Consider the following 21,462-nt stretch of genomic DNA (forward strand, 5'->3'; position numbering starts at 1 on the left):
CAAAATGTGAGTTTTGACTATTTTTTTTGAAAAATTTTAATAAAACTCTTTGTTATTGTAGGGCGGCTTTGTTTTAAAATAAAAAAAAGTCAATTTTAATTGAAATTTTTAATTAATATAAAATAGTTAAAATTTAAATTATGAAGCTGATTTTGAAAAAAAAGTCTTTTTTTTGTACGATAAATTTAATTGTATTAAAATATGAAGAAAATTCTACAACTGCTATTTTCGGTATGTCTTTTCGGATTTGGGGCTGCACAAGTCCTTAAACCAATTGCACAGAAAGTAGCAGATCAAAAGACGGCTAAGAGAAATTTTGCCAAGTTCAGTCCTTTTGCAAAGGATGTAGCTTCCAAAAATGCGGCTGTCTACAACAATGAGGCGTCCGACGTGACGGTTATGCAGCTGAAAACCGCTGAACTGCAAAGAATAGTAAGCGAGAAACCACAAGCCATGGAACTTAGTTTTCCTTTTGAAGGTGGAGATGTTACTGTAGAACTTATAAAGAATGATATTTTTGCTGGTGGCTTTAAGGTAGGAACCGATAAAGGTGACGCTAACTATACACCCGGGGTTTATTATCAGGGAATTATAAAAGGAGACAATACCTCTGTAGTTGCTTTCAGTTTTTTTGATAATGATATTGTGGGAGTGGCTTCTACAAATGAATTGGGAAATATTGTTGTAGGAAAAGCTAAGAGTTCCCAGGATTTTGTTTCTTACAGCGATTATAAGTTGAAGTCTAAAAATCCTTTTTCTTGTAGCGCAGACGAACTGCCTGAGAACAAAATTAATAAACCTTCTTTTGACCCGAATGCAAAAAAGGCTTCCAAAGATGCAAATAGCTGTATAAGAATTTATTTTGAAGTAGGTTATGGACCTTACACGCAGAATGGCTCTAACGTAACTTCCACTTCAAACTGGGTGACGGCTTTGTTCAACAATATCAAGACGTTGTATGATAATGAAAGTGTGAAGGTTGCAATTAGTGAGATTTATGTATGGACATCTACAGATCCTTATTCTGGACAACCGAGCACGATTCTTAACCAATTCAGAACTACTAGAACTACTTTCAATGGAGATGTTGCTCAATTGATTAGAAATCCTGCTACAACAAGTGTAGCATATGTCAATTCAATTTGTAGTGTTTACAAATATTCTTACTGTGGTGTAAATGCTCAAAATATTGCTGTCCCAACTTATTCCTGGAATATCGAGGCGATGACCCATGAGCTAGGACATAATTTCGGTTCTCCACATACCCATGCTTGTGCTTGGAATGGAAATAATACAGCCATTGATGGTTGTGGGCCTGCATCAGGGAATGATGAAGGTTGTGATGGGCCGCTTCCTACAACTACAAAAGGAACGATCATGAGCTATTGCCATTTAGTGGGCTCTGTTGGAATCAGTTTTGCGAATGGGTTCGGACAACAGCCGGGTGATTTGATTAGACAGACCATTGCAGGTAAGCCATGCTTGGGTTCTGACTGTATCAATTCTTGTGATGTGACTGTTACTGGAGTTACTTTAAGTGCATTGACCGGAAATTCTGTTACAGCTACAATAGCAGATGCCACAGGTACAACTTGGAAATATCGCCTTTCAAAAACTACAGATGATACAGTGGTACAATCAGGTTCTACAAGTAATAAAGTTCTTAATTTCAATGGTCTGGATCCCAACTCATTCTATAAAATAGAAATAGGGACAGAATGTTCTGCAACATATCAGCAGGCTCAAGTTTTTATAACCGATGGCTCTTGGTGTGGAAAGATCATAACTGACACTGGTGGAGAAAACGGAAATTATTCCAACAACGAAAACTGGACAAAAACCTTCTATCCGGACGCTCCTGGACAAAAACTTAAAATAAACTTTACTGAGTTCAATCTAGGTGCCCATTATATAACACTGAGAAACGGGTTGGCAAACTCTCCCGTATTCACAGGAGCTGCAAGGCTTTCAGGAAGCACAATTCCCAACTCTTATGAATCTACACATGAGTCTGGAGCTATCACATTGACCTTCAGGTCTGATGATTCTTTTGTAGGTTCAGGTTTCAAAGCTAACTTTAGCTGTACGGTACTTGCTGTGGATGATGTAGTGAATTCTAAAGATGTGGCATTGTACCCGAATCCGGTGAAAAATCAATTTACATTGAAGGGAATTACGAAAATGAAATCTGTTGAGGTTTATGATATCTCAGGAAAATTGGTAAAACAGTTCGATACAGACAGCCTATCTAAGAATACTTTCGATGTATCTAGACTGAAAACAGGAAACTATGTAGTTCAAGTGAAAACGGAGAATGATAGTTTTAGTAAAAAATTGATCAAGCAATAATATCATTTAAATCATTAATAAAAAAACCGACATTATTGTCGGTTTTTTTATTCGAATTCTATGAAGATCTTTTCGCCGGTACTCAGTCCGAAAAGAGAAGAAGCACCATTTGTTAAATTCCCTTTGTAAATGGTAATCTCCAGAAGGTCCACATCATTGAAGATAACAGATGATTTCCCGTGGAATTCCTGTTCTCGGCTCCAATCCGTAACGACATCGGTGTATTGGTCTGATATTTTTGATAGGACTATATTTCTGAATTTCACTGTGAAATTTTTTGATATCGAAGCATGCTTTTCAAAGAACTTTCGTCCGATATTAGAGACCACGTTTCCAAAATTATCAATATACATCACTTCCCCTATGATCATTTTTTCAGCTTCGTTATAGATTGCTCTTGGGAAGGAAACTTCTTTTATGGTTTTGATCTTTCTTCCGATCACTTCTGGTAGTCCACCTTTGTAGAGATGCATTGCTGATGGTACAAAGATTTCTGTAGCAGGAAAAACCACCTTATCATCAAAACGATTGTTAAGTGTGATCTCATAGAGAGCTTCAGGTTTTATATCGAAAAACATTAAGTTTATTATACCATTATCTGCGGAGATGAAATAATGCCCGTCTATTTTTGTAATGATATTTTTTCTTGCTTTGCTATAAAAGCTGTCCACACAAATTATGTGGATGCTTCCTTCTGGGAAGAATTTATAAGCGTTCCGAACGATGTAGGCTGTTTGTAAAAGATTATAAGGTGTAATGTCATGTGTGATATCTACCGCTTTTACTTCCTCGCTCCAACTGAGGATTTTACCTTTCACACTTGCAACTCGGTGGTCCACAAGCCCGTAATCTGAAGTAAGGGTGATAACTGACATTTGTTTTTCGGATTTGTTGCAAATTTAATATAATTCAATTTTTTAACCGCCATAACTTATCAAATCTATTCATATATTTGTTAGACTAACCACTAATATTATATATGTTCGAAATAAATTATGAACTTGAAGGGATAAACACCAAAACGTTTTATGGTGTTCAGAATCAAAATTTCAATCTTATAAAATCCAGTTTTCCTACACTTAAGATCACAGGCAGGGACAATTTCGTATTTGCAATGGGAAACCGGGAGACCTTGGATCTGCTGAAGAAAAAGCTTGATGATGTTTCGGATTATATCTCCAAGCACAATTCTTTGGAAATTAAGCAGCTGGAGTCTCTCCTTAAACTGAAAGACGATTCCGAGAAACAATTGATTTTTGATCAAGACATCATTGTAAAAGGTGTTAATGGAAAAGTTATCAAGGCCAAAACAACAAATCTGAAGAAGCTGGTGAAAGTTTCGGAGAAAAAAGATATGGTCTTTGCGATTGGACCGGCAGGAACAGGTAAAACTTATACTAGTGTGGCTCTAGCAGTTAGGGCACTTCGTGACAAAGAGGTCAAAAGAATTATTTTGACGAGACCAGCTGTAGAAGCAGGGGAGAGTTTAGGGTTTCTCCCAGGAGATCTCAAAGAGAAGTTGGACCCGTATTTACAGCCTCTTTATGACGCGCTGAGAGACATGATCCCACACGAGAAACTCGAAGGTTATATGGAGAAAAAGGTTATAGAAGTTGCACCTTTGGCCTTTATGAGAGGGCGGACTTTGGATGAAGCTTTTGTAATTCTGGATGAGGCTCAGAATACCACGCACTCTCAGATGAAAATGTTTTTGACGAGAATGGGAATGAATGCCAAGTTCATTATTACAGGTGATCCGAGTCAGGTCGATCTGCCTCCGAAACAACAGTCTGGACTTAAAGAATCCATGACGATTTTGAAAGATGTGGAAGAGATTGGATTTGTGCATCTTACAGAGGAAGATGTTGTCAGGCATCCGGTGGTTAAGAAGATTATTGTTGCTTATAACAACAGCGAGAAAAATAAGTCTTGATGTTTGGTATAAAACTTGGTAATAGTTATTTGAAAATTTAAATTTTTAGAACTATGAAAAAGTTTTTTTTACTAACTGCTTTTGCAGTTTTTGGACTTGCTAATGCGCAAGAAGGTTTCAAATTGGGTGCTCATATTGGTGTTCCTACAACAGGAAATTCTGATTTCACATTAGGATTAGATGCAGCTTACAGATGGAATCTTGCAAAAGGTTTCGACCTAGGTGTTGCAACTGGATATTCACATTACATTGCAAAAAGTTATGATTCTCCTGGATATGGATCTTTTAAAGGTGAAGATTTCGGATTTATTCCGGTAGCAGTGTCCGGTAAATATTCATTTAGTGGTGCTCCTATTGCTGTTGGTTTAGATTTAGGTTACGGAATATCAACAAATGATAATGTAAACGGAGGATTATATGCGTTGCCAAAATTTATGTATAATATGCCTGTTGGAGAATTATATGTAGGTTACCAAAGTATTTCAGGAAAGTATGATAGAAGGTATTATGATGATCATCCAGGAATAGGAAAAGAAACCGTAGGAGCAGTCATTGTAGGGTTCAACTTTAATTTGAAGTAGTATATTTTAAAATCAGAATAGTTAAAAAAACTCCAGTCAATACTGGAGTTTTTTTGATGTCCAAACTGTTTGTTTAGAAAGTGGTTTGTTTCTCTTTTGTGCAAATTTCATATGCATAGATTTTTAGACGTCATTTAAAAATCGTATTTTCGCAAGAAAGCAAATCTAACAAAATGAGCAAATCAATCGAAGAGCTGAAAAGCCTTTCAACGCAGATCAGAAGAGATATTCTGAGAATGGTTCACGCTGTAAATAGTGGTCACCCGGGAGGTTCTCTTGGTTGTACAGAATATTTCGTAGCACTTTACGGAGAGATCCTGAATTACAAATTGCCTTTCACGATGGAAGGTAAGAATGAAGATCTTTTTTTCCTTTCCAACGGGCACATTTCTCCCGTATTTTATAGTACTTTGGCGAGATTCGGATTCTTTCCGGTTGCAGAATTGGCAACTTTCAGAAAACTGAATTCCAGATTACAAGGTCACCCAACGACCCACGAGGGTTTACCGGGAATTAGAGTAGCATCGGGATCTTTAGGTCAAGGACTGTCTGTAGGTTTGGGCGCTGCACAAGGTAAAAAATTGGATAAAGACGATGCATTGGTCTACACACTTCACGGAGATGGGGAGTTGCAGGAAGGTCAGGTTTGGGAAGCTTTTATGTATGCCGCTGCTAAGAAAGTGGACAATATCATTTCAACAATAGATTATAATGGGAGACAGATCGATGGAGATACGGACGATGTATTGTCATTAGGTGATCTTCATGCGAAATTGGAAGCCTTTGGATGGTTGGTATTAGAAGAGAAAAATGGTAACGACCTGGAGGCTGTTATCGCGATTCTTAATAAGGCAAAATCTGAAACAGGAAAGGGAAAACCTGTAGCGATTCTTCTTCATACGGAGATGGGCAGTGGGGTAGATTTCATGGTGGGAAGTCATGCTTGGCATGGAAAGGCTCCTAATGACGAACAGTTGGATGCAGCTTTCAAACAACTGTATTTAGAAGCGCCTGCTGATTATTAATCATCATTGTTTTGAAAAAGATCACAGTATTTTTTCTTGTCTTTAGTTGTATTTTGACTTTTGCTCAGAACAAAAAGATTTTGTTCACAAAGGAACTGAAATACGGTGTTGTTGATTCTAAAAATAAGAATAGAACCATCGATATAGATGTTTTCGGCAATACATCCAATGAATTATTGGTAAATGCAAAGGTCGACCAGTTTCCACTGAATGTCTTTGTTGATAATTTAGGAGTAAGTCCGGTAAGTTTTGGCATGAATAGTCAGTTGGAAAATAGTTTTTATTCACCTTTTTTTTCTCAGATAGCTTACGAGGCTTCTCCGGATGGAAAAGGCAAAGATATCGAGGCCAAAAAAATTGAGGGGACAGAGATTATCTTAGGATTACCTTGTCAATATTATTTGCTGAATTTCAAGGAAGCCAATAAAGATGAATCCTTGAAGGTCTGCGTCAATGAGAATTATCCAATTAATACTTTCAGTGCACTTAATGGTATCATCAAGGTTTTTACAAGAAGCAATTATTCCAATGAATTGAAAGGTCTTGTTCTGAAAGCTGGAGTTAATGATGATCAATTTGATACGGAACATTTTGTTCTTAAAAGCATCAAAGATTCTGAGGCTTATGTCTATTTTGACCATAAACAAAGTATGATGAAGCATCAGAGAAGAATGGACTCCCTGATGTTGGAACAGAAAAGATGGGAAGAAGATTATGCAGATTCTGCTGCGGTATATTCTGATAGTGCTTACAGTTATGACAAGTATATTCCGGAATATGTCTCTACTTACAAGCAAGAGAATGAGGAAATGGCGACGCTGTCAATAGATAACCCGGACTCAAAGGATTTATTGAAAGGGGCTCCGAAATACTGTACCAATATCCAAAATGGATTACCAACCTTTGAAAATAAGAACTTATCAAAACATCTATACAATTATGTAGGACAAGTTTGCGATATGTATCTTACGCAGTCATACTCGGAAACAGTGGATGAAAAAGGCACTATGGATGAGATTAGAAGAGAGGTTCTGTATCTTCTCAATATCCGTGATGAGCTTTCCAAATCCGACAGGAAAAAGCTAGACAAATATCTGGATCAATTGGATTAGATCTAAAAACAAGTACTTAAAAAAATTAAAATTACATTTTAGATTCTTAGTTCAATCTAGATTCTAAAATCAAAAATCACTCTATAAAATGAAATATACATACACAGAAAAAAAAGATACACGTTCAGGCTTCGGGGCCGGATTGGCGGAATTAGCTGATACAAACCCTGATGTAGTGGCACTTTGCGCCGACCTTATTGGTTCTCTAAAGATGGAAAAATTCATAGAGAAAGCACCGCAAAGGTTTTTCCAGACAGGTATTGCGGAAGCTAATATGATGGGTCTGGCGGCAGGGCTTACAATCAATGGCAAGATTCCTTTTGCGGGAACTTTCGCCAACTTTGCTACATCCAGGGTGTATGACCAGATCCGTCAGTCAATCGCTTATTCCAATAAAAATGTAAAAATCGCCGCTTCTCATGCCGGAGTAACATTGGGCGAAGATGGTGCTACACATCAGGTTTTAGAAGATATCGGGATGATGAAGATGTTGCCGGGGATGACGGTGATCAATCCTTGTGATTACAATCAGACCAAAGCGGCGACTTTGGCTGCAGCGGCACATGAAGGTCCTGTTTACCTTAGATTTGGTCGTCCTGTGGTTCCTGTGTTCATCCCGGAAGATATGCCTTTCGAAATTGGGAAAGGAATCCTTTTGCAGGAAGGAACTGATGTGACGATTGTTGCGACCGGGCATTTGGTTTGGGAATCTTTGTTAGCAGCTGATGAGTTGGAAAAAGAAGGCATCTCTTGTGAGATCATCAATATTCATACGATCAAACCTTTGGACGAAGAAATTATTCTTACATCTGTAGAGAAAACAGGGAAGATTGTTACTGCAGAAGAACATAACTATCTTGGGGGATTAGGAGAGTCTGTTGCCGGAGTTTTGTCCAGGAGAAGACCAACACCTCAGGAATTTGTTGCTGTACATGATACTTTCGGAGAGTCCGGAACGCCGGCTGAGCTGATGAAAAAATACCAGATCGATGCAGATGCAGTCGTAAAAGCAGTGAAGAAGATCATTGAAAGAACAAAATAAATTTCGAATTTATATTGCTTTAAAGTCCGCCAATTGGTGGGCTTTTTTATTTGCTTTTCTGTATCTCTAATCTTCTGGGGATGAATGAAAATTGCCCTACTACCGAATGCTAAAATTTAATTCAGAAGCAGGGCGAATGATGATTTTCTCCATCATTTGTTTTTTTAGTTTTTGAGATAAAAAAAGAATATTGTTCCTTAAATCTTTGACAATATTACAAGGAAGATTTCGATTAAAAAACTAAAGTATTTAATGAATTCCGAAATTATTCTATTATGGAAAGTATTTTACAAATAAAGATGTTTGGTTTTCAGTTGTTTGTGTTTTTATTTGTGTTTTTGATATTTATAATTAATTATTGTTAAATAATTCACTTTATGTTTTTAGTCTAATTAGAATCGATTGTTAAATAGGGAAATAAGGTAAACTAATGAAATAGATCCATGTCCTGATATTTCAATTCTGTTGATTGATTTTCATATTGTTGAAGAATGATCAAAGAGGTTTTCAAAAATAGAGATTTGATTAATATTTACAGATCCAATGAATTTCTTTATTTTTGATAATGCTTCAGTTCACCGAATATAAACTCCCGATTGTCAAAATCAAAACTGATTTTGATGTTCAGATTTTTATTAAAAGAGAAGACTTGATCCATCCGAAAATTTCCGGGAACAAATTCTGGAAACTTTTTTTCAATGTCAATCAATATCTGGGATTGAAACCTGAAAATCCTTTGTTGATTACTTTTGGTGGCGCTTTTTCCAATCATATCGCTTCAGTTTCTGCTTTTGGGAAACAGTTTGATATTCCTACAAAGGGGATTATAAGAGGAGATGAATTGGAAAATCATTGGCAGAATAATCCAACATTATTAGAAGCTTCTAGAAACGGAATGCAATTCTTCTTCGTTTCCAGAGAAGATTATCAGAACAAAGAAAAATTAACTCAGGAATTTTCCGAGAAATATCCAAACGCACTCATCATTCCGGAAGGTGGAAGTAATGAAATGGCAGTTGAAGGTGTCCAATATATGTTGGGAAATGACACCAAAGATTTTGACTATCTTTGCACAGCAGTTGGAACCGGCGGAACAGTTGCTGGGATTTCGAAGTTTGCAGAAGAACATCAGAAAGTTGTCGGAATCAAAGTTGTGAAAGATGATTCTTTGCAAAAAACAATTTGGGAATGGAGTATGAGAAACAATTTTGAATTGATCGATGCAGATGAAAATCGATACGGGAAAATATCGGATGAGAATATCCGTTTTATAAATTGGTTTTATAACGAATATGATATTCCGCTAGACCCAATCTATACCGGAAAGATGTTGCAGAAGATCTTTGATTTGGCAGAGAAAGGTTTCTTTCCGAAAGGTTCAAAGATTCTGACATTTCATACCGGAGGATTGCAGGGAATCAAAGGAGCGAATCAGTTTTTGAGAGGTAAAAATAGACCCTTGATTGATTTCGAAAGTCTGATTTTTTGACAAAACTTGAATTGATGTTGAAACCAATAGCCCCGATAGTAGCGGCATCCTTTTTCTTTTTTTGCTAAAAAAGGAAAAGATATAGCGGATAGCGGGAAATAGCTCCAAATAAATAATATTAAGTTGCTGTTCGACAGAGTCAATAAGCTCCTAAAAAAATAGAAAATAAATATTTTAAAATATTGAAAATGAAAAAGTTATTGGCGATTGGTTTCGTTTGTGTTTTAGGATTCGTAAAAGCACAGACCTGGAAAACGGAAGACCAATATATCCAGAAATTTGCGCCGTATGCGGTGGAAGAAATGGAAAAATATAAAATTCCTGCGAGTATCACGCTTGCACAGGGACTTTTGGAAACCGGAGGCGGACAAAGCCGATTGGCACAATTGGGGAAAAACCATTTCGGGATCAAATGTAAGGAAGACTGGACGGGAAAAACAATGAGTCATACAGATGATGCTCCCAACGAGTGTTTCCGCGTCTATGAAGACCCGAAGCAGTCTTATGAAGACCATTCGATTTTTCTGGCGACGAGAAAATATTACACCAAACTTTTTGATCTGGACCCAAAAGATTACAAAGCTTGGGCGCACGGTCTGAAAAAAGCAGGATATGCCACCAATCCAAGATATGCATACATCCTGATTGATAAAATCGAGCGATATAAATTGTATGAATTTGACAATACAAACAAGGATGAGGTTTATTATGCGATTTTGAAATTGTACCCGAATCTGAACAGCGACGCGGTTTTTATGGCGCAACTGAATCAGGAAAAACAAAATGAAAAAGTAGCGCAGCCAACCATCAAGGTGGATTACACCCAAGGTTCTTACGCCAAACAGCAAAGCAAGGTTTCTGACTTGGTCGATGCAAAAAGCAAAGCTGAACTTCTGAAAAATATCCTTGTTAAAAACCATCCAAACGGCGACCTGAAATTCTTTGTGATGCCTGTGGATGCGGATGTTTCCGATATTGCCAAAAAATTCGGAATCAGTGAAAAGCGTCTGATGAAATACAACGAACTGGAAAGTTCTAAATTGGCGAAAAATGACATCATCTTCCTGGAAGGCAAAAATTCATCTGGAAACAAGGATACTTACAAAGCTGGAATTGGAGAGACCATGCACGACATAGCGCAGAAATTCGGGATAAAAGAGAAGAAACTTTACGCCAAGAACCGAATGGAGTCCGGAGAACAGCCAAGAGCCGGACAAGTGATTTACCTGCAAAGCAAGAAACCTAGGTCTTAGTCGGAAGACAGTAGTCTGATGTCCGAAGACGAAAAACATAATATTTAAAAACATCCGGCTTCCGTCATCGGACTTCGGACAATATAAAAAAACAACAATGTTATACCAAAGAAGTTCAGCGCTTTTTGAAGAGGCGTACAAATATATCCCGGGCGGTGTGAATTCGCCGGTTCGCGCTTTCAAATCTGTAGGCGGCGTTCCAATTTTTATGAAATCTGCGAAAGGTGCTTACCTTACAGATGAAGACGACAGAAACTACATCGATTATATCAATTCCTGGGGACCAGCAATTCTCGGTCACACACATCCTGAAGTTTTGGAAGCTCTGAAACTACAGGCTGAGAAAGGATTTTCTTTTGGTGCACCGACGGAATTAGAAACCGAGATTGCAAAATTCATCGTAGAAAACGTTCCGAATGTTGACCAAATCAGAATGGTTTCTTCGGGAACTGAAGCTTGTATGAGTGCCATTCGTTTGGCGAGAGGTTATACGGAAAGAGAAAAAATCATCAAGTTCGAAGGTTGTTACCACGGACATTCGGATTCGTTTTTGATTCAGGCGGGAAGTGGAATGGCGACGTTCGGAAGTCCCAATTCTCCGGGCGTTACTCAAGGAACGGCAAAAGATACATTACTTGCCGAATATAATAATATCGAACAAGTTGAAGACCTTTTCAGAAATAATCCTAAGCAGATTGCGGCGATTATTGTGGAACCGATTGCCGGAAATATGGGTTGTATTCTGCCGGAAAATCAATTTCTAGAGAACCTTAGAAGAATCTGTGACGAGAACGGTGCATTATTGATTTTTGATGAGGTAATGACAGGTTTTCGTTTGGCTTTTGGTGGAGCGCAGGAAGCTTTGGGCGTGAAAGCGGATTTGGTAACTTATGGAAAAGTCATTGGTGGTGGATTGCCAGTTGGTGCTTTTGCCGGAAGAAACGAAATTATGAACTGGCTTTCGCCAAGAGGACGCGTTTACCAAGCAGGAACTTTGAGTGGAAACCCTTTAGCGATGAGAGCCGGACTTAAGACTTTACAATTGATAAAAGAAGACACTGATTTCTACAAAAAATTGGATAAAACCACAGAAACCTTAGATTTCGAAATTGGAAAAATCCTGAACGAAAAAGGAATCCGACACAGAATCAACAGAAAAGGAAGTATGATGTCGATTTTCTTTGATGTGACTTCTGCGAGTAATTTTAATGAAGTGAATAATTCCAATATTGGTTTGTTCAACAATCTGTTTCATCAGGTTTTGGAACAAGGGATTTATCTTCCGCCAAGTGGCTATGAAACTTGGTTTATTTCGTCTGCGATTGGCGATACAGAGATTGATAAAACGCTGGAAGCTTTTAGGAAGTTTCAGTATTAGATAAAGAAAACCTTTCCGATTTTGGAAAGGTTTTTTGTGTATTATGTTGGTTTTTTCACTCGGCACTTCCTCCTGCATTTTGCCAATGCAACGTTAGCGGGAGTGTTTTTATTTGTAGTTTATTTTGTGATTTAACTCAATTGGATTATTTTCTTGCAAAATATAATTTTGCAGTTCTTTATTTTTTACAGAAATAGCCACTGTAGTACCATTCGCGTCGGTAAATGTAGCTGTTTTCCACCCTCTTGAATTTAAATTAAATGGGTCATTAAAATATGATTTTGCAAGTGCTTCATATTTTTTCCAATCAATTTTTATTGTTTTTGTGCGTGCGTCAAAAATATTATCGCCTTTTTTGACTTCTATCAAATTAAATGAATAATCATTGCTTGAATCATGAATAGAAACAATCAACCCAGGTAAACCATTGAAAATATATGGACCATCTCCAAAAGGTAATTCTGTTGTAAACCACGCAATCCAGTTTCTTCCTCCATACGTTGTTTCTGCTTTTTGAGATTTATATTTTCCAATCATTTTTTGTTCGGAAGATATTTTCCAATCCAATATTTCCTCAATTGGAAGAAGATAATCTTTTGCCAAATAAGTTATTACTTTTTCAATTCTTTTTTGAGCAAGATTCTTTTTGACATAGAATTGGTTTTCAACACCCATAGTATATCTTCCTATTCCACCATTCAACTTTATTGAATCATTTCTTCTGTCTAGTGAATCTCTAAAAATTGAAACATTATTTTTTAAATCCAAAATCATATTGTCGGAATTGACATCATCTGGATTTTCTGAATTCAGTTTGTATTTTGTTTCATAAATAAAACTAAATTTTTGTGAGAAGCAAAAGGTAGAAATTCCAAGAAAAAATATAATCAATTTCATTTGTGAGAGGTGTTTGTTTAAGCTTTCTGCTAAAAAGATAAACGAAGTTCTAATATTTATATTTTTAAAAGTGAAACAAAATTTTGTTTACCCTCGTTGGTGCGAGTATCTTGCTCGTAATCATTCTAAAAAATAGGACACGCCAGAGAAAAGATTATAGCTTTTATGGCATTTTAGTATTAGATAAAGAAAAACCTTTCCGATTTTGGAGAGGTTTTTTTGTTTTGTACGTGCTATTTTTTTTCATAATGTCGCGGATTGCAAATCCGCAACATCGGATAATTTTGTACTTTGCAAAAATTCTCAATTGAATCACTTCAGAAAACTTTTTGCAAACTGTTGTTATGTGGCGTTTTTTATTATTTTACTGTCAATAGCTACTTTTATTGTTTTCGAAACTTCATTCTTTTGCTTTAAGAGAGTTACAACTATATTCTTGAAGTCAAGTTTATTTCTAATTCCCGTTAATTCGCAAACTTTCGAATTCGGAATTAAAGCATTCTTTAAATTGAAAACTCTCAAAATTGCATCGTAATCTTGTCTTATCAGGATGTCTTTGAATTCAGTATCAATTTGTGTGTAGATTGCTTGTTTGTCAATTCCTCCAAAAGTTAAATCAATTTCAACGAGAGCAGATGCAATGTCTTGTGAAGTAAAGTTTGACAATGCCAAATACTCTCTTCGCAACATTTCCTTATAATGCAATAATATTTGGTTGTCGATTTGACTTGCAAAGAATGTGATTATGTTTTGACGCACTTGATTGAAAACGTCATTTAAATCTCTTCCCATATGTCTTGCAACTTCTTTGACGATAGGTTCTATTAAAAGTAGATTTTCTGCTTCTGCAACGTCAAGAACCCACACGCCATTTCTGTTTAATGAAATTATATCTGCTTGTTGTCGTCTGTCTCTATCAATAATCCCAAATGATTCGATATGATGAAATCCTTGTTGGTCTCTAAATGCTTTAACTACTTGAACAACTTTATCACAACTGCCAACTGGTTTCAAAGTATTATCATTATAAACTTGCTCGTATAACTCGTAGTCAATACTGCTGTTATCTCCTTCTAAAAATATAATTGGCTTTCTACTGCCTAAAACATCTAAGTACAATTGCTCAGGTATGGGCAAATTCTCGTCTAATATTTCATAATCCCAAACATTATTCTCGTAAGATTTCGCCCAAATTTTCTTTGCATTTTGACGAGTAAAAGCAAAATCTATGTTGTGTGTTAAGTAAACAAATGCACAATCTGGTCTTTCAGCTTCAATTAAATCAAAAAAGGGCTTTATCAAAGAAGAATGAATGTGCATTTCAGGTTCATCAATGATAATAATTGAATTAGCAGGTGCGCATATAACCTCACCAGCTAAATAAAAAATTATTCTTTCACCGTCGCTCATTTCGGAAGCATTATATTTTGAAGCTTCTTGACCTGATGGATAAGCCTGAATTACTCCAGCGCTTTTCCGTAACTTTCTATGCGGAAGAACAGTTTCCCAGATTTTTTGAACTCTATCCAGTTTTGTTGTAGGTTTTTCTATTCTTCCTTCTTTGAAGTTAAGAGATTCTTCGTATTCTTCTGTATGCAGTAGCACAAGAAGTTTTTCATAATCATTTAGTAAAAAAGTATTGAAATTATTTTGCCAGCGATAGTAATTTTTGTTATTTACTTGTTGCTGTTGGTTGTAGCTCTCTTCATAATGACCATATAAAAATTCATTTTCGGCTCTTACTTTTGATTTTGGGCTAACTTCTGGGGAAAGGATAAAGATTTCTGGGCTGAAATTCTGTGAGTCTGTCCTAAATATCTTTTTTCAATATCTGAACCGAATCTTGTTTTTCCTGCACCATTTGCACCTACAATAACAAGTTGTTCAAAGTCAATAGTCGGAATTGTATTTGGTTGTCCTTTTTTAATTGGTAATCGTATATTCATATTTTATATGGTGTTTGTCTAAAATATCACATAGTATTTGTCTTTACGCATTGCGCCAATTCACACTATAATTGAATTAAAAATAATTAAATAAAAAGTAATAGCAAATTCTAATTTAGAGAAAAACCAACATATTTCAGACGACACATCTCCCAAACCTTTATAAAACTAAGGTGTAAAAATTGCGATAAACTAAAATTAATCAGTTCTCCTTATTCATATCCTTAATCAATCCAACCGCAAAATAACCAATAATTGCAACTGCTAAAACAATACAAATCCACATAAACAAAGGCGTTTGCCAAAAGGTTTTTTCTGCTTCCTTAGATTTTGATTGTTCTATTTTTTCTAAGTTCGAAATGGTTGCAACAGGATAATTCTGATTAAAATCGATTCCGGAATTGGCGAGGTCATATTGCGGTGCTGACCAAGTGGAGTCAATTTTTAAAGTATAAATTTCATTGGATTTTAAATCGGTTAAAATACTGATTGGTGATTGGAAAAGATTGATTTTTTTGATTTCCAACGCTGGATTATCCTGATTATCAATTTCTATTATGAATTCTTTTGCAAAAAAACTTTGAACATCAAATCTGTTTTTACTTTTTGAATTGAGTTGAAAAGCAGAAATATTTTCAATATAATTTTCATTCGATTTTTTATAAACTCTAGATTTATTAATCAAAATCCTCGCATCACGCAGAAAATAACTTGGCGCAGAAATATCGAAACAGATTCCGTCAACCATTTGCGGATTTGGGAAAGTAATCGTGATTTTGGTTTGTTTTAATTTTTTATCCGTTTCAATTTTTTGAGTAAAGTTTTGCAATTCGGTTTTCGATTGATTGACAGAATGACTTTCTTTCAAGCTGGCTCCAAGAATATTGATAGGCAACGAGTTTTTATCGATGAAATCAAATCTCAGAAACTTGTAATTATTCAAAGGAAAAGCAAAATCACGTTCCACAAAGTTTTCGCCGGCATCATTCAGTCCGATTACTTTCTGATTACCGACCAAACCAAACCATTCTTTTTGGTCGTTGCTTCCACTGATATTGTACTTTTTATCGACATCCGTATTGGCGATTTTCAACGTCAGATGGTCAATGTTCAATGCGTTTTCATTGGAAATGATGACGGACGTTGCAACATTCGGAACTGCAGTTTTTGAAAGGATTGTAAAATTCTTGAAACTGGAATTACTGGATTTCCCTTCATAAAACAAATAAGGAACTTCATTATTCTTAGCATCGAAAATTCTTAAAAAATCGATATTATTCTGTGACGCAGACCGAACTTCTGGAGTTAGCAATATCTGATGCAAGCCGTTTTCCGGGACTTTATTGATTTTCCCCTGATAACTTTGAGCGAAGGAAAACCCCGCTATCAGAATTGATATTAGACTAATTAATTTCTTCATCGTTTGGTTTTTGGTTTTCATTGGTTTCAATTGGTTCTTCCAAAGTTTCATCCGAAGACAATTTTTTTTCATCTACAACCAATCTTTTGATTTTTTGATAAACGAACGAAATGATCAAAATCAAAACACCCAATAAGATAAAGGCAATGATTTTTCCAGTCTCAGAAACGTTTTTAATATCGTAAACAAATAACTTCATAATCGTAAGACCTAATAAAGACAAAGCGATAATCCTTAACGGTTGATTTTGTTTTTTGATGCCGATAATCAAGAAAACAAAAGACAAAACACCCCAAAGAATCGGATAGCCGATTTTAATGATTTGGACCTTTACCGCTTCGAATTTATCATCGATGAAAATCTCTTTTTCGTAGCTGTGACCGGTTTTATTCAATGGATATTTAGCTAATTCTGCAGGAGAAATAATGTCTTTGGTAAACATTAATCCGTGAATCATCACTTCATTACTCAAAACATAAACAATGCAAAATGCGAAAACCCACAAAGCTAATTTGTGATTCAGAAGTTTGGAAAACAGACTTTCATTTCTAAATTTAATCAAAACATATCCGAAATATGCCAGACAAATCAATAAAATATAATGAATAAAATAAGCGGATCTGGAAGATGAATTCATAACGAAATTTTCTGTCAGCTCATTGTAAGTCAATTTGTAGAAAAATGCGATGTATAAAAGAATATTGATCGAGGCCAGAAGAATGATGAAACTGTTCCAGAACTTATCTTGAAGCTTCAAAACAAAATAAATGATACCAACGCTGAACAAGAAATGATACAGAACCGAATATGATAACGCAGAATAATAATTGCTAATATAATCGTTAGCCTGATAACTGATTTCCAGCATTCCGGTAAAATATCCGACTAGAATACATACGCCTAAAATGATATTTCTATAAGATGAAGGATGGAATTCGAACCCAAAAATATCAGTGTTATCTTTCTCTTTTTTCAATAAAATATAAGTCAAGGTCAATGAAGTAAGTGAGACAATTCCGGTGATGAACATTCTGTTCAGGAAAGGTTTAAGTTCCATCACATTGCCGGAATAATATTTTTCCCAATCCATGATCAAACTTCCCAGCATCAAAATCTGAACGATAATGGCGCCTAATTTAAAGGTTGCAATTTTCGATTTTTGAGATAACCAGAAAAGTAAAACCGCTTCTCCAGCCCAGAATAATGTGATGTAGTTTCCTTTGAATTGGATTGGAATGGCTAATGTCACGAAGGTTAATGTCAATCCCAATAAAAGATAAATCGCATTCTTGTCCAACCCGAATTTTCTATATAAAAATATCGCATAAACCAAATTGAACAAAGCCAGCGCAACTGTGAACAAGCCTTTGAATTCCGGTTTCCAATTTTCGATAATGCTGATTCCCATTCCAAAGTAGAAGAATGTGTTGGCAACCATTATGAAATATTCCAGCTTCGTGAAAGTCCCTTTGTTTCGGAGATTATGGATAACCGTCGCAACATTGAAAATAATATAAAATATTGTAGCAAAAAACAGAGCACCACGATATGGTAATCGGTCTTCGTAAAAGCCTTTTCCAAACCAAGCCGAATAAAGCAGGCAACTGAAAATGAATGCGAGGAAAGTGACCAGATTCCATTTTTTGAAGTAAGCGATCATCAACATTCCGATGTTCAGAATCGCAATGTAAGTGAAGAGTATTTTGTAATTTCCTTCGCCTGTGCTGACCATAAACGGAACGGCAAAACCGCCAATCAAAGACAAAACTGCCAATTCTTTCCGGTCATAAGAAACGGAAACAAATACACTGAAAATGGTAATGACAACCATAATAACGAAAGCAACGGTCTGACTAAACAAATGATAATCGTGAAACGCAATTCCGATTGTGAAATAAAAAATACTAATTGCCCCGGCCACAAAGACAGAACTGAAAGCAGAATAATTTTTCCTTAATCGGTGAGCTATTCCCATCACAAGTGCACCCGCCAAGATGCCGATTCCCACACGCGCTGGTTCGTTGATCCAATCTTTGTCAATCGCATATTTCACAAAGAAACTGATGCCGAGAACCAAAATCAGAATTCCGATTTTATTGATCAGATTTTCGCCGATGAATTTCTCGATGTCCGGATTATTTTCTTTGAAGTTCTCCAGCCAGGATTTTTTAGGAGGCAGAACTTCTCTTACTCTGTTTTCTGCGGAGAAGGCGATTTTTTGTTCAGTTTGAGAAAGCTCTTCTTCTTTTATAATTGGTGGAACATTCTCAATGATTTCTGGCTGAATTTCTTCTTCCGGAATCTTTTCTTCTTCGATGATTTCTGAAGTTTCTCTAAAGGAAATTACTTCTTCATGTTTGATTTCTTCTTTGATGATTGGAACTTCCGGTTGTTCGACGTTTTGGGGTCTGCCATTCATTTCAGATTTCAAAGTGTCAATTTTTTCCTGGAGTTGGTTAATCGAATTTTGAGTCGCCTGATGATTGGAAGTTGATTTGTTGTGAATGATAATCACAAAAACCAAAATGAGCAATAGTAAGAATATCTCCATAAAAAGTGTTTTCTGTTAACAAATATAACGAAATAGAGTTTGGTAATAGTAGAAAAGGAAATATGAGACCAATCTTTGATTTAAAACAAAAGAGACCTGACAAATTTTGCCAGGTCTCTTTTTTGATATGAAGAAATTTTAATTTTTAATCACTTTTTTCGAGATAGATTTTCCGTTTTCAAGAGTTGCATTCAAGATGTAAACGCCTTTTGGAAGATTTGATAAATCAATTGTTTTGGAAGTCGATTTTATTAAAGTTTTTCCTGTGAGATCCACAATCGATGTTTCTTTTACCTTATCATTAGAGATATTAATGTAATCAGAAGTTGGGTTCGGATAGATGACAAGTTCAGCTTTGGATAACGAATTATTATTAGTTCCTAAAGTTTCCAGACTGATTTGATATTTTATCAATCCCAGATCAGAAGTGCTGAAATAAATATCTGCTTTTTCATCTTCCAGAAAATTGATGGCTGAAGATTCTGAAAATAAGTAACCTAATTTCTCAGGAGAAACTTCATTCCAGGTTTGTCCAAAATTAGTCGAATAAACGATTCTCACTTGCGAAGGCGGGTAAGCATAACCATCGCCACTTCCGTTCATAAAATTGGAAGTTGCTACGATAACACCATTTTTGTAAGGCGAAAATTCGGCTTTGTTGATGACATTGCCACTGTAGATTTGAGTCCATTTCACACCCGCATCATTGGAAATAAAAATCCCCTGAGTTGTGGACAAGAGCAATTGGTCTTTGTTAAAAGGATTTTTTGTGATGTCATAAATATAATCCACATCTTTTTCCAAAACCTCCAATCCGCTTTCTGAAGGTGTCCAGTTTTGTCCGCCGTCTGTTGTTCTGTAAACATTATTGTTCTGGGAAATAAGAACATTATGCTCATTGTTTTCATCGATGCTGATTCCGAAAACAGTACCAAACGAAGGCAGCATCACTTCTTCACTTGTAATTCCGCTCATATTGGTGAAATCAAATTTCCTAACCGTCTCGCTGAAAGCCACCCAGGAATGATTGGTATTTGATTTGGATGTGGCGACTTTCATAATATTCAGTCCATAATCGCTGTATCCTGTTGAGTAATCTGCGCCGTGATTGGTACTTACAGAAAAAGTAGAGCCCATAAAGCCGCTGGTGCTGATATAAACTCTTCCGGAAACCAATGGATCCGCAAAAAGTCCATTATTGTTGAAATTCGGGAAAAAGTTGATTGCTTGGAGATTGATAGGCGTTTCTTCTCCAGTTTGTAAATTCTGATGGATAAAGCCTCTTCTCAATCCATAATACAAATGTTTTTCTGTGCTGTTGTGAAAGCTTACCTTATCGGTATTGTTCGCAAACGGATTTTTGAATCTCGACAACGTGATTCCGCCATCCAAAGAATGAAAAGGATAGTAATTGGAACTGATGATCAGTTCATTGCTGTTTGATGGATTGTAAGTTGCGTTCAGTCCATAATAATATTTGTTTTCCAAATCATTGACAGGGTAAACATAATTCGTCCAGCTGTTTCCTCCGTCTTTTGATATCACGATCTCATTTTCTTCCAAAACTATTACTTCGTTGGAATTTTTTGGATTGATGACAATTTTCTGAATGCTGTTCGTAGAAAGTTCTGTCCAGGTGATTGGAACTATGCTCCAATTATTACCGCCGTCCGTAGATCTGTAAAGATTCTCAACCTGATTTTCTGCAAGATAGAACGTTCCCAGAAACATTTTTTGAGAATCAACCGGGTCAAATGTAATCGCTGAATAATTGGTTCCTGCAAGTTTCTCTGTCCAGGTATTTCCGGAATCTTCGGACACAAATAATCCGCCGTATTTTGTTCCCGCAGAAAAACCTCTGGCCAGGAATAATTTATTAGGATTGTTTGGATGTATCGCAACGTTGTTCACATTAACTCCGTCGTTATTAGGACTAGCATAAACTTTTTGCCAGCTGTCTCCGCCATTTTTGCTGTAAAATATATCAGTTATAAGCCCGAAGTTGAACATATAGGTCGTGTGCAAAAGGATATTCTCATAATCATTTCCGGTAATAGAGTAGGACATTATGAGATTTCCAGACATACTTCCATTTGGGGAATCGATTTTTTTGATGACATTTCCATTAGCAGGATCGATGATGATCACCTGATTGTAAACGGTACCTTCCGCCGTCACGATAAAGCTAAGATATTTCTGGTCTTGCGTCCATCGCAAATTCTTAATCGTTCCAAAACTAAGGTCTAGCGGGAAAGAATACAGAACTTCCCAATTCTTTCCGTTATCAGAGCTTTTCACGATGTGATTGGTTACCGTATTAGCGTACAAAACATCGGGTTTGACTGGGTCGTAAGTCACATCAAAAATCTGCCCGTAATCCGGCGAAGTTAGAAATGAGATCTGTGCGGTCAGTTTTGTAGTGAAACTGAAACAGATGGCCAGTAAAAATAGAGTCAATATTTTCTTCATATCCAAAAATTTATTTG

Annotated in this window: 16 protein-coding genes; 9 read left to right on the top strand and 7 right to left on the bottom strand. The window is 36.2% G+C overall.

Annotated features, from left to right (window positions below):
- The first annotated feature begins 201 nt into the window (after positions 1 to 201).
- Positions 202 to 2,349 (top strand): M12 family metallo-peptidase, encoded by a 2,148-nt coding sequence (locus BLT30_RS03870; RefSeq protein WP_139166566.1) that lies wholly within the window; start codon positions 202 to 204, stop codon positions 2,347 to 2,349.
- Positions 2,350 to 2,396: 47 nt separating this feature from the next.
- On the opposite strand, the gene BLT30_RS03875 is transcribed toward BLT30_RS03870, so the two are convergent.
- Positions 2,397 to 3,224 carry an SAM hydrolase/SAM-dependent halogenase family protein gene (locus tag BLT30_RS03875; protein WP_089871564.1) on the bottom strand — a complete coding sequence of 276 codons (828 nt, stop codon included), beginning with the start codon at positions 3,222 to 3,224 and terminating at the stop codon, positions 2,397 to 2,399.
- A gap of 104 nt (positions 3,225 to 3,328) precedes the next feature.
- On the opposite strand from BLT30_RS03875, the gene BLT30_RS03880 reads away from it, so the two are divergent.
- From BLT30_RS03880 to hemL, 8 genes are all read left to right on the top strand, one after another.
- Positions 3,329 to 4,282, top strand: a complete 954-nt coding sequence (locus BLT30_RS03880; protein WP_089871566.1) for a PhoH family protein — start codon at positions 3,329 to 3,331, stop codon at positions 4,280 to 4,282.
- 53 nt (positions 4,283 to 4,335) lie between these two features.
- Positions 4,336 to 4,863 (top strand): hypothetical protein, encoded by a 528-nt coding sequence (locus BLT30_RS03885; protein ID WP_089871567.1) that lies wholly within the window; start codon positions 4,336 to 4,338, stop codon positions 4,861 to 4,863.
- 173 nt (positions 4,864 to 5,036) lie between these two features.
- On the top strand, positions 5,037 to 5,888 hold the full coding sequence (locus BLT30_RS03890; protein ID WP_089871569.1) for a transketolase: 852 nt from the start codon (positions 5,037 to 5,039) through the stop codon (positions 5,886 to 5,888).
- An 11-nt stretch (positions 5,889 to 5,899) separates the two neighbouring features.
- Entirely contained in the window at positions 5,900 to 7,000 is a 1,101-nt protein-coding gene (locus tag BLT30_RS03895) for a hypothetical protein (protein WP_139166567.1), read from the top strand.
- An 88-nt stretch (positions 7,001 to 7,088) separates the two neighbouring features.
- The gene (locus tag BLT30_RS03900) at positions 7,089 to 8,042 is read left to right on the top strand and encodes a transketolase family protein (RefSeq protein WP_089871573.1); all 954 of its coding nucleotides are present in this window, start codon (positions 7,089 to 7,091) and stop codon (positions 8,040 to 8,042) included.
- Positions 8,043 to 8,607: 565 nt separating this feature from the next.
- Complete coding sequence (locus tag BLT30_RS03905) at positions 8,608 to 9,531, top strand: 1-aminocyclopropane-1-carboxylate deaminase/D-cysteine desulfhydrase (RefSeq protein ID WP_089871575.1); 924 nt, start codon at positions 8,608 to 8,610, stop codon at positions 9,529 to 9,531.
- Between the two features lie 188 nt (positions 9,532 to 9,719).
- Positions 9,720 to 10,784: a glucosaminidase domain-containing protein gene (locus tag BLT30_RS03910; RefSeq protein ID WP_089871577.1), complete on the top strand. Its 1,065-nt coding sequence runs from the start codon at positions 9,720 to 9,722 to the stop codon at positions 10,782 to 10,784.
- Positions 10,785 to 10,881: 97 nt separating this feature from the next.
- A complete protein-coding gene (hemL, locus tag BLT30_RS03915; protein ID WP_089871579.1) occupies positions 10,882 to 12,162 on the top strand; it encodes a glutamate-1-semialdehyde 2,1-aminomutase in 1,281 nt (426 codons plus the stop codon).
- 108 nt (positions 12,163 to 12,270) lie between these two features.
- Here the strand turns inward: hemL and BLT30_RS03920 are convergent, their stop codons facing one another.
- The 6 genes from BLT30_RS03920 to BLT30_RS03940 all read right to left on the bottom strand — a co-directional run bounded on the left by BLT30_RS03920 (position 12,271) and on the right by BLT30_RS03940 (position 21,445).
- A complete protein-coding gene (locus BLT30_RS03920) occupies positions 12,271 to 13,059 on the bottom strand; it encodes a GLPGLI family protein (RefSeq protein WP_089871581.1) in 789 nt (262 codons plus the stop codon).
- A gap of 342 nt (positions 13,060 to 13,401) precedes the next feature.
- On the bottom strand, positions 13,402 to 14,664 hold the full coding sequence (locus tag BLT30_RS03925) for a DUF4435 domain-containing protein (RefSeq protein WP_245707103.1): 1,263 nt from the start codon (positions 14,662 to 14,664) through the stop codon (positions 13,402 to 13,404).
- A gap of 134 nt (positions 14,665 to 14,798) precedes the next feature.
- Positions 14,799 to 15,005: a hypothetical protein gene (locus BLT30_RS18325; protein WP_245707104.1), complete on the bottom strand. Its 207-nt coding sequence runs from the start codon at positions 15,003 to 15,005 to the stop codon at positions 14,799 to 14,801.
- A gap of 202 nt (positions 15,006 to 15,207) precedes the next feature.
- Positions 15,208 to 16,425 carry a hypothetical protein gene (locus BLT30_RS03930; protein ID WP_245707105.1) on the bottom strand — a complete coding sequence of 406 codons (1,218 nt, stop codon included), beginning with the start codon at positions 16,423 to 16,425 and terminating at the stop codon, positions 15,208 to 15,210.
- Positions 16,409 to 18,976 carry a DUF2339 domain-containing protein gene (locus BLT30_RS03935; RefSeq protein WP_089871585.1) on the bottom strand — a complete coding sequence of 856 codons (2,568 nt, stop codon included), beginning with the start codon at positions 18,974 to 18,976 and terminating at the stop codon, positions 16,409 to 16,411. Before BLT30_RS03935 ends, BLT30_RS03930 begins: the two co-directional genes overlap by 17 nt.
- A 138-nt stretch (positions 18,977 to 19,114) precedes the next feature.
- Positions 19,115 to 21,445, bottom strand: coding sequence for a VPS10 domain-containing protein (locus tag BLT30_RS03940; RefSeq protein WP_175487124.1), 2,331 nt, complete (start codon positions 21,443 to 21,445; stop codon positions 19,115 to 19,117).
- Positions 21,446 to 21,462 lie beyond the last annotated feature (17 nt).

Source organism: Epilithonimonas hungarica (assembly GCF_900102265.1).
Classification (GTDB): domain Bacteria; phylum Bacteroidota; class Bacteroidia; order Flavobacteriales; family Weeksellaceae; genus Epilithonimonas; species Epilithonimonas hungarica.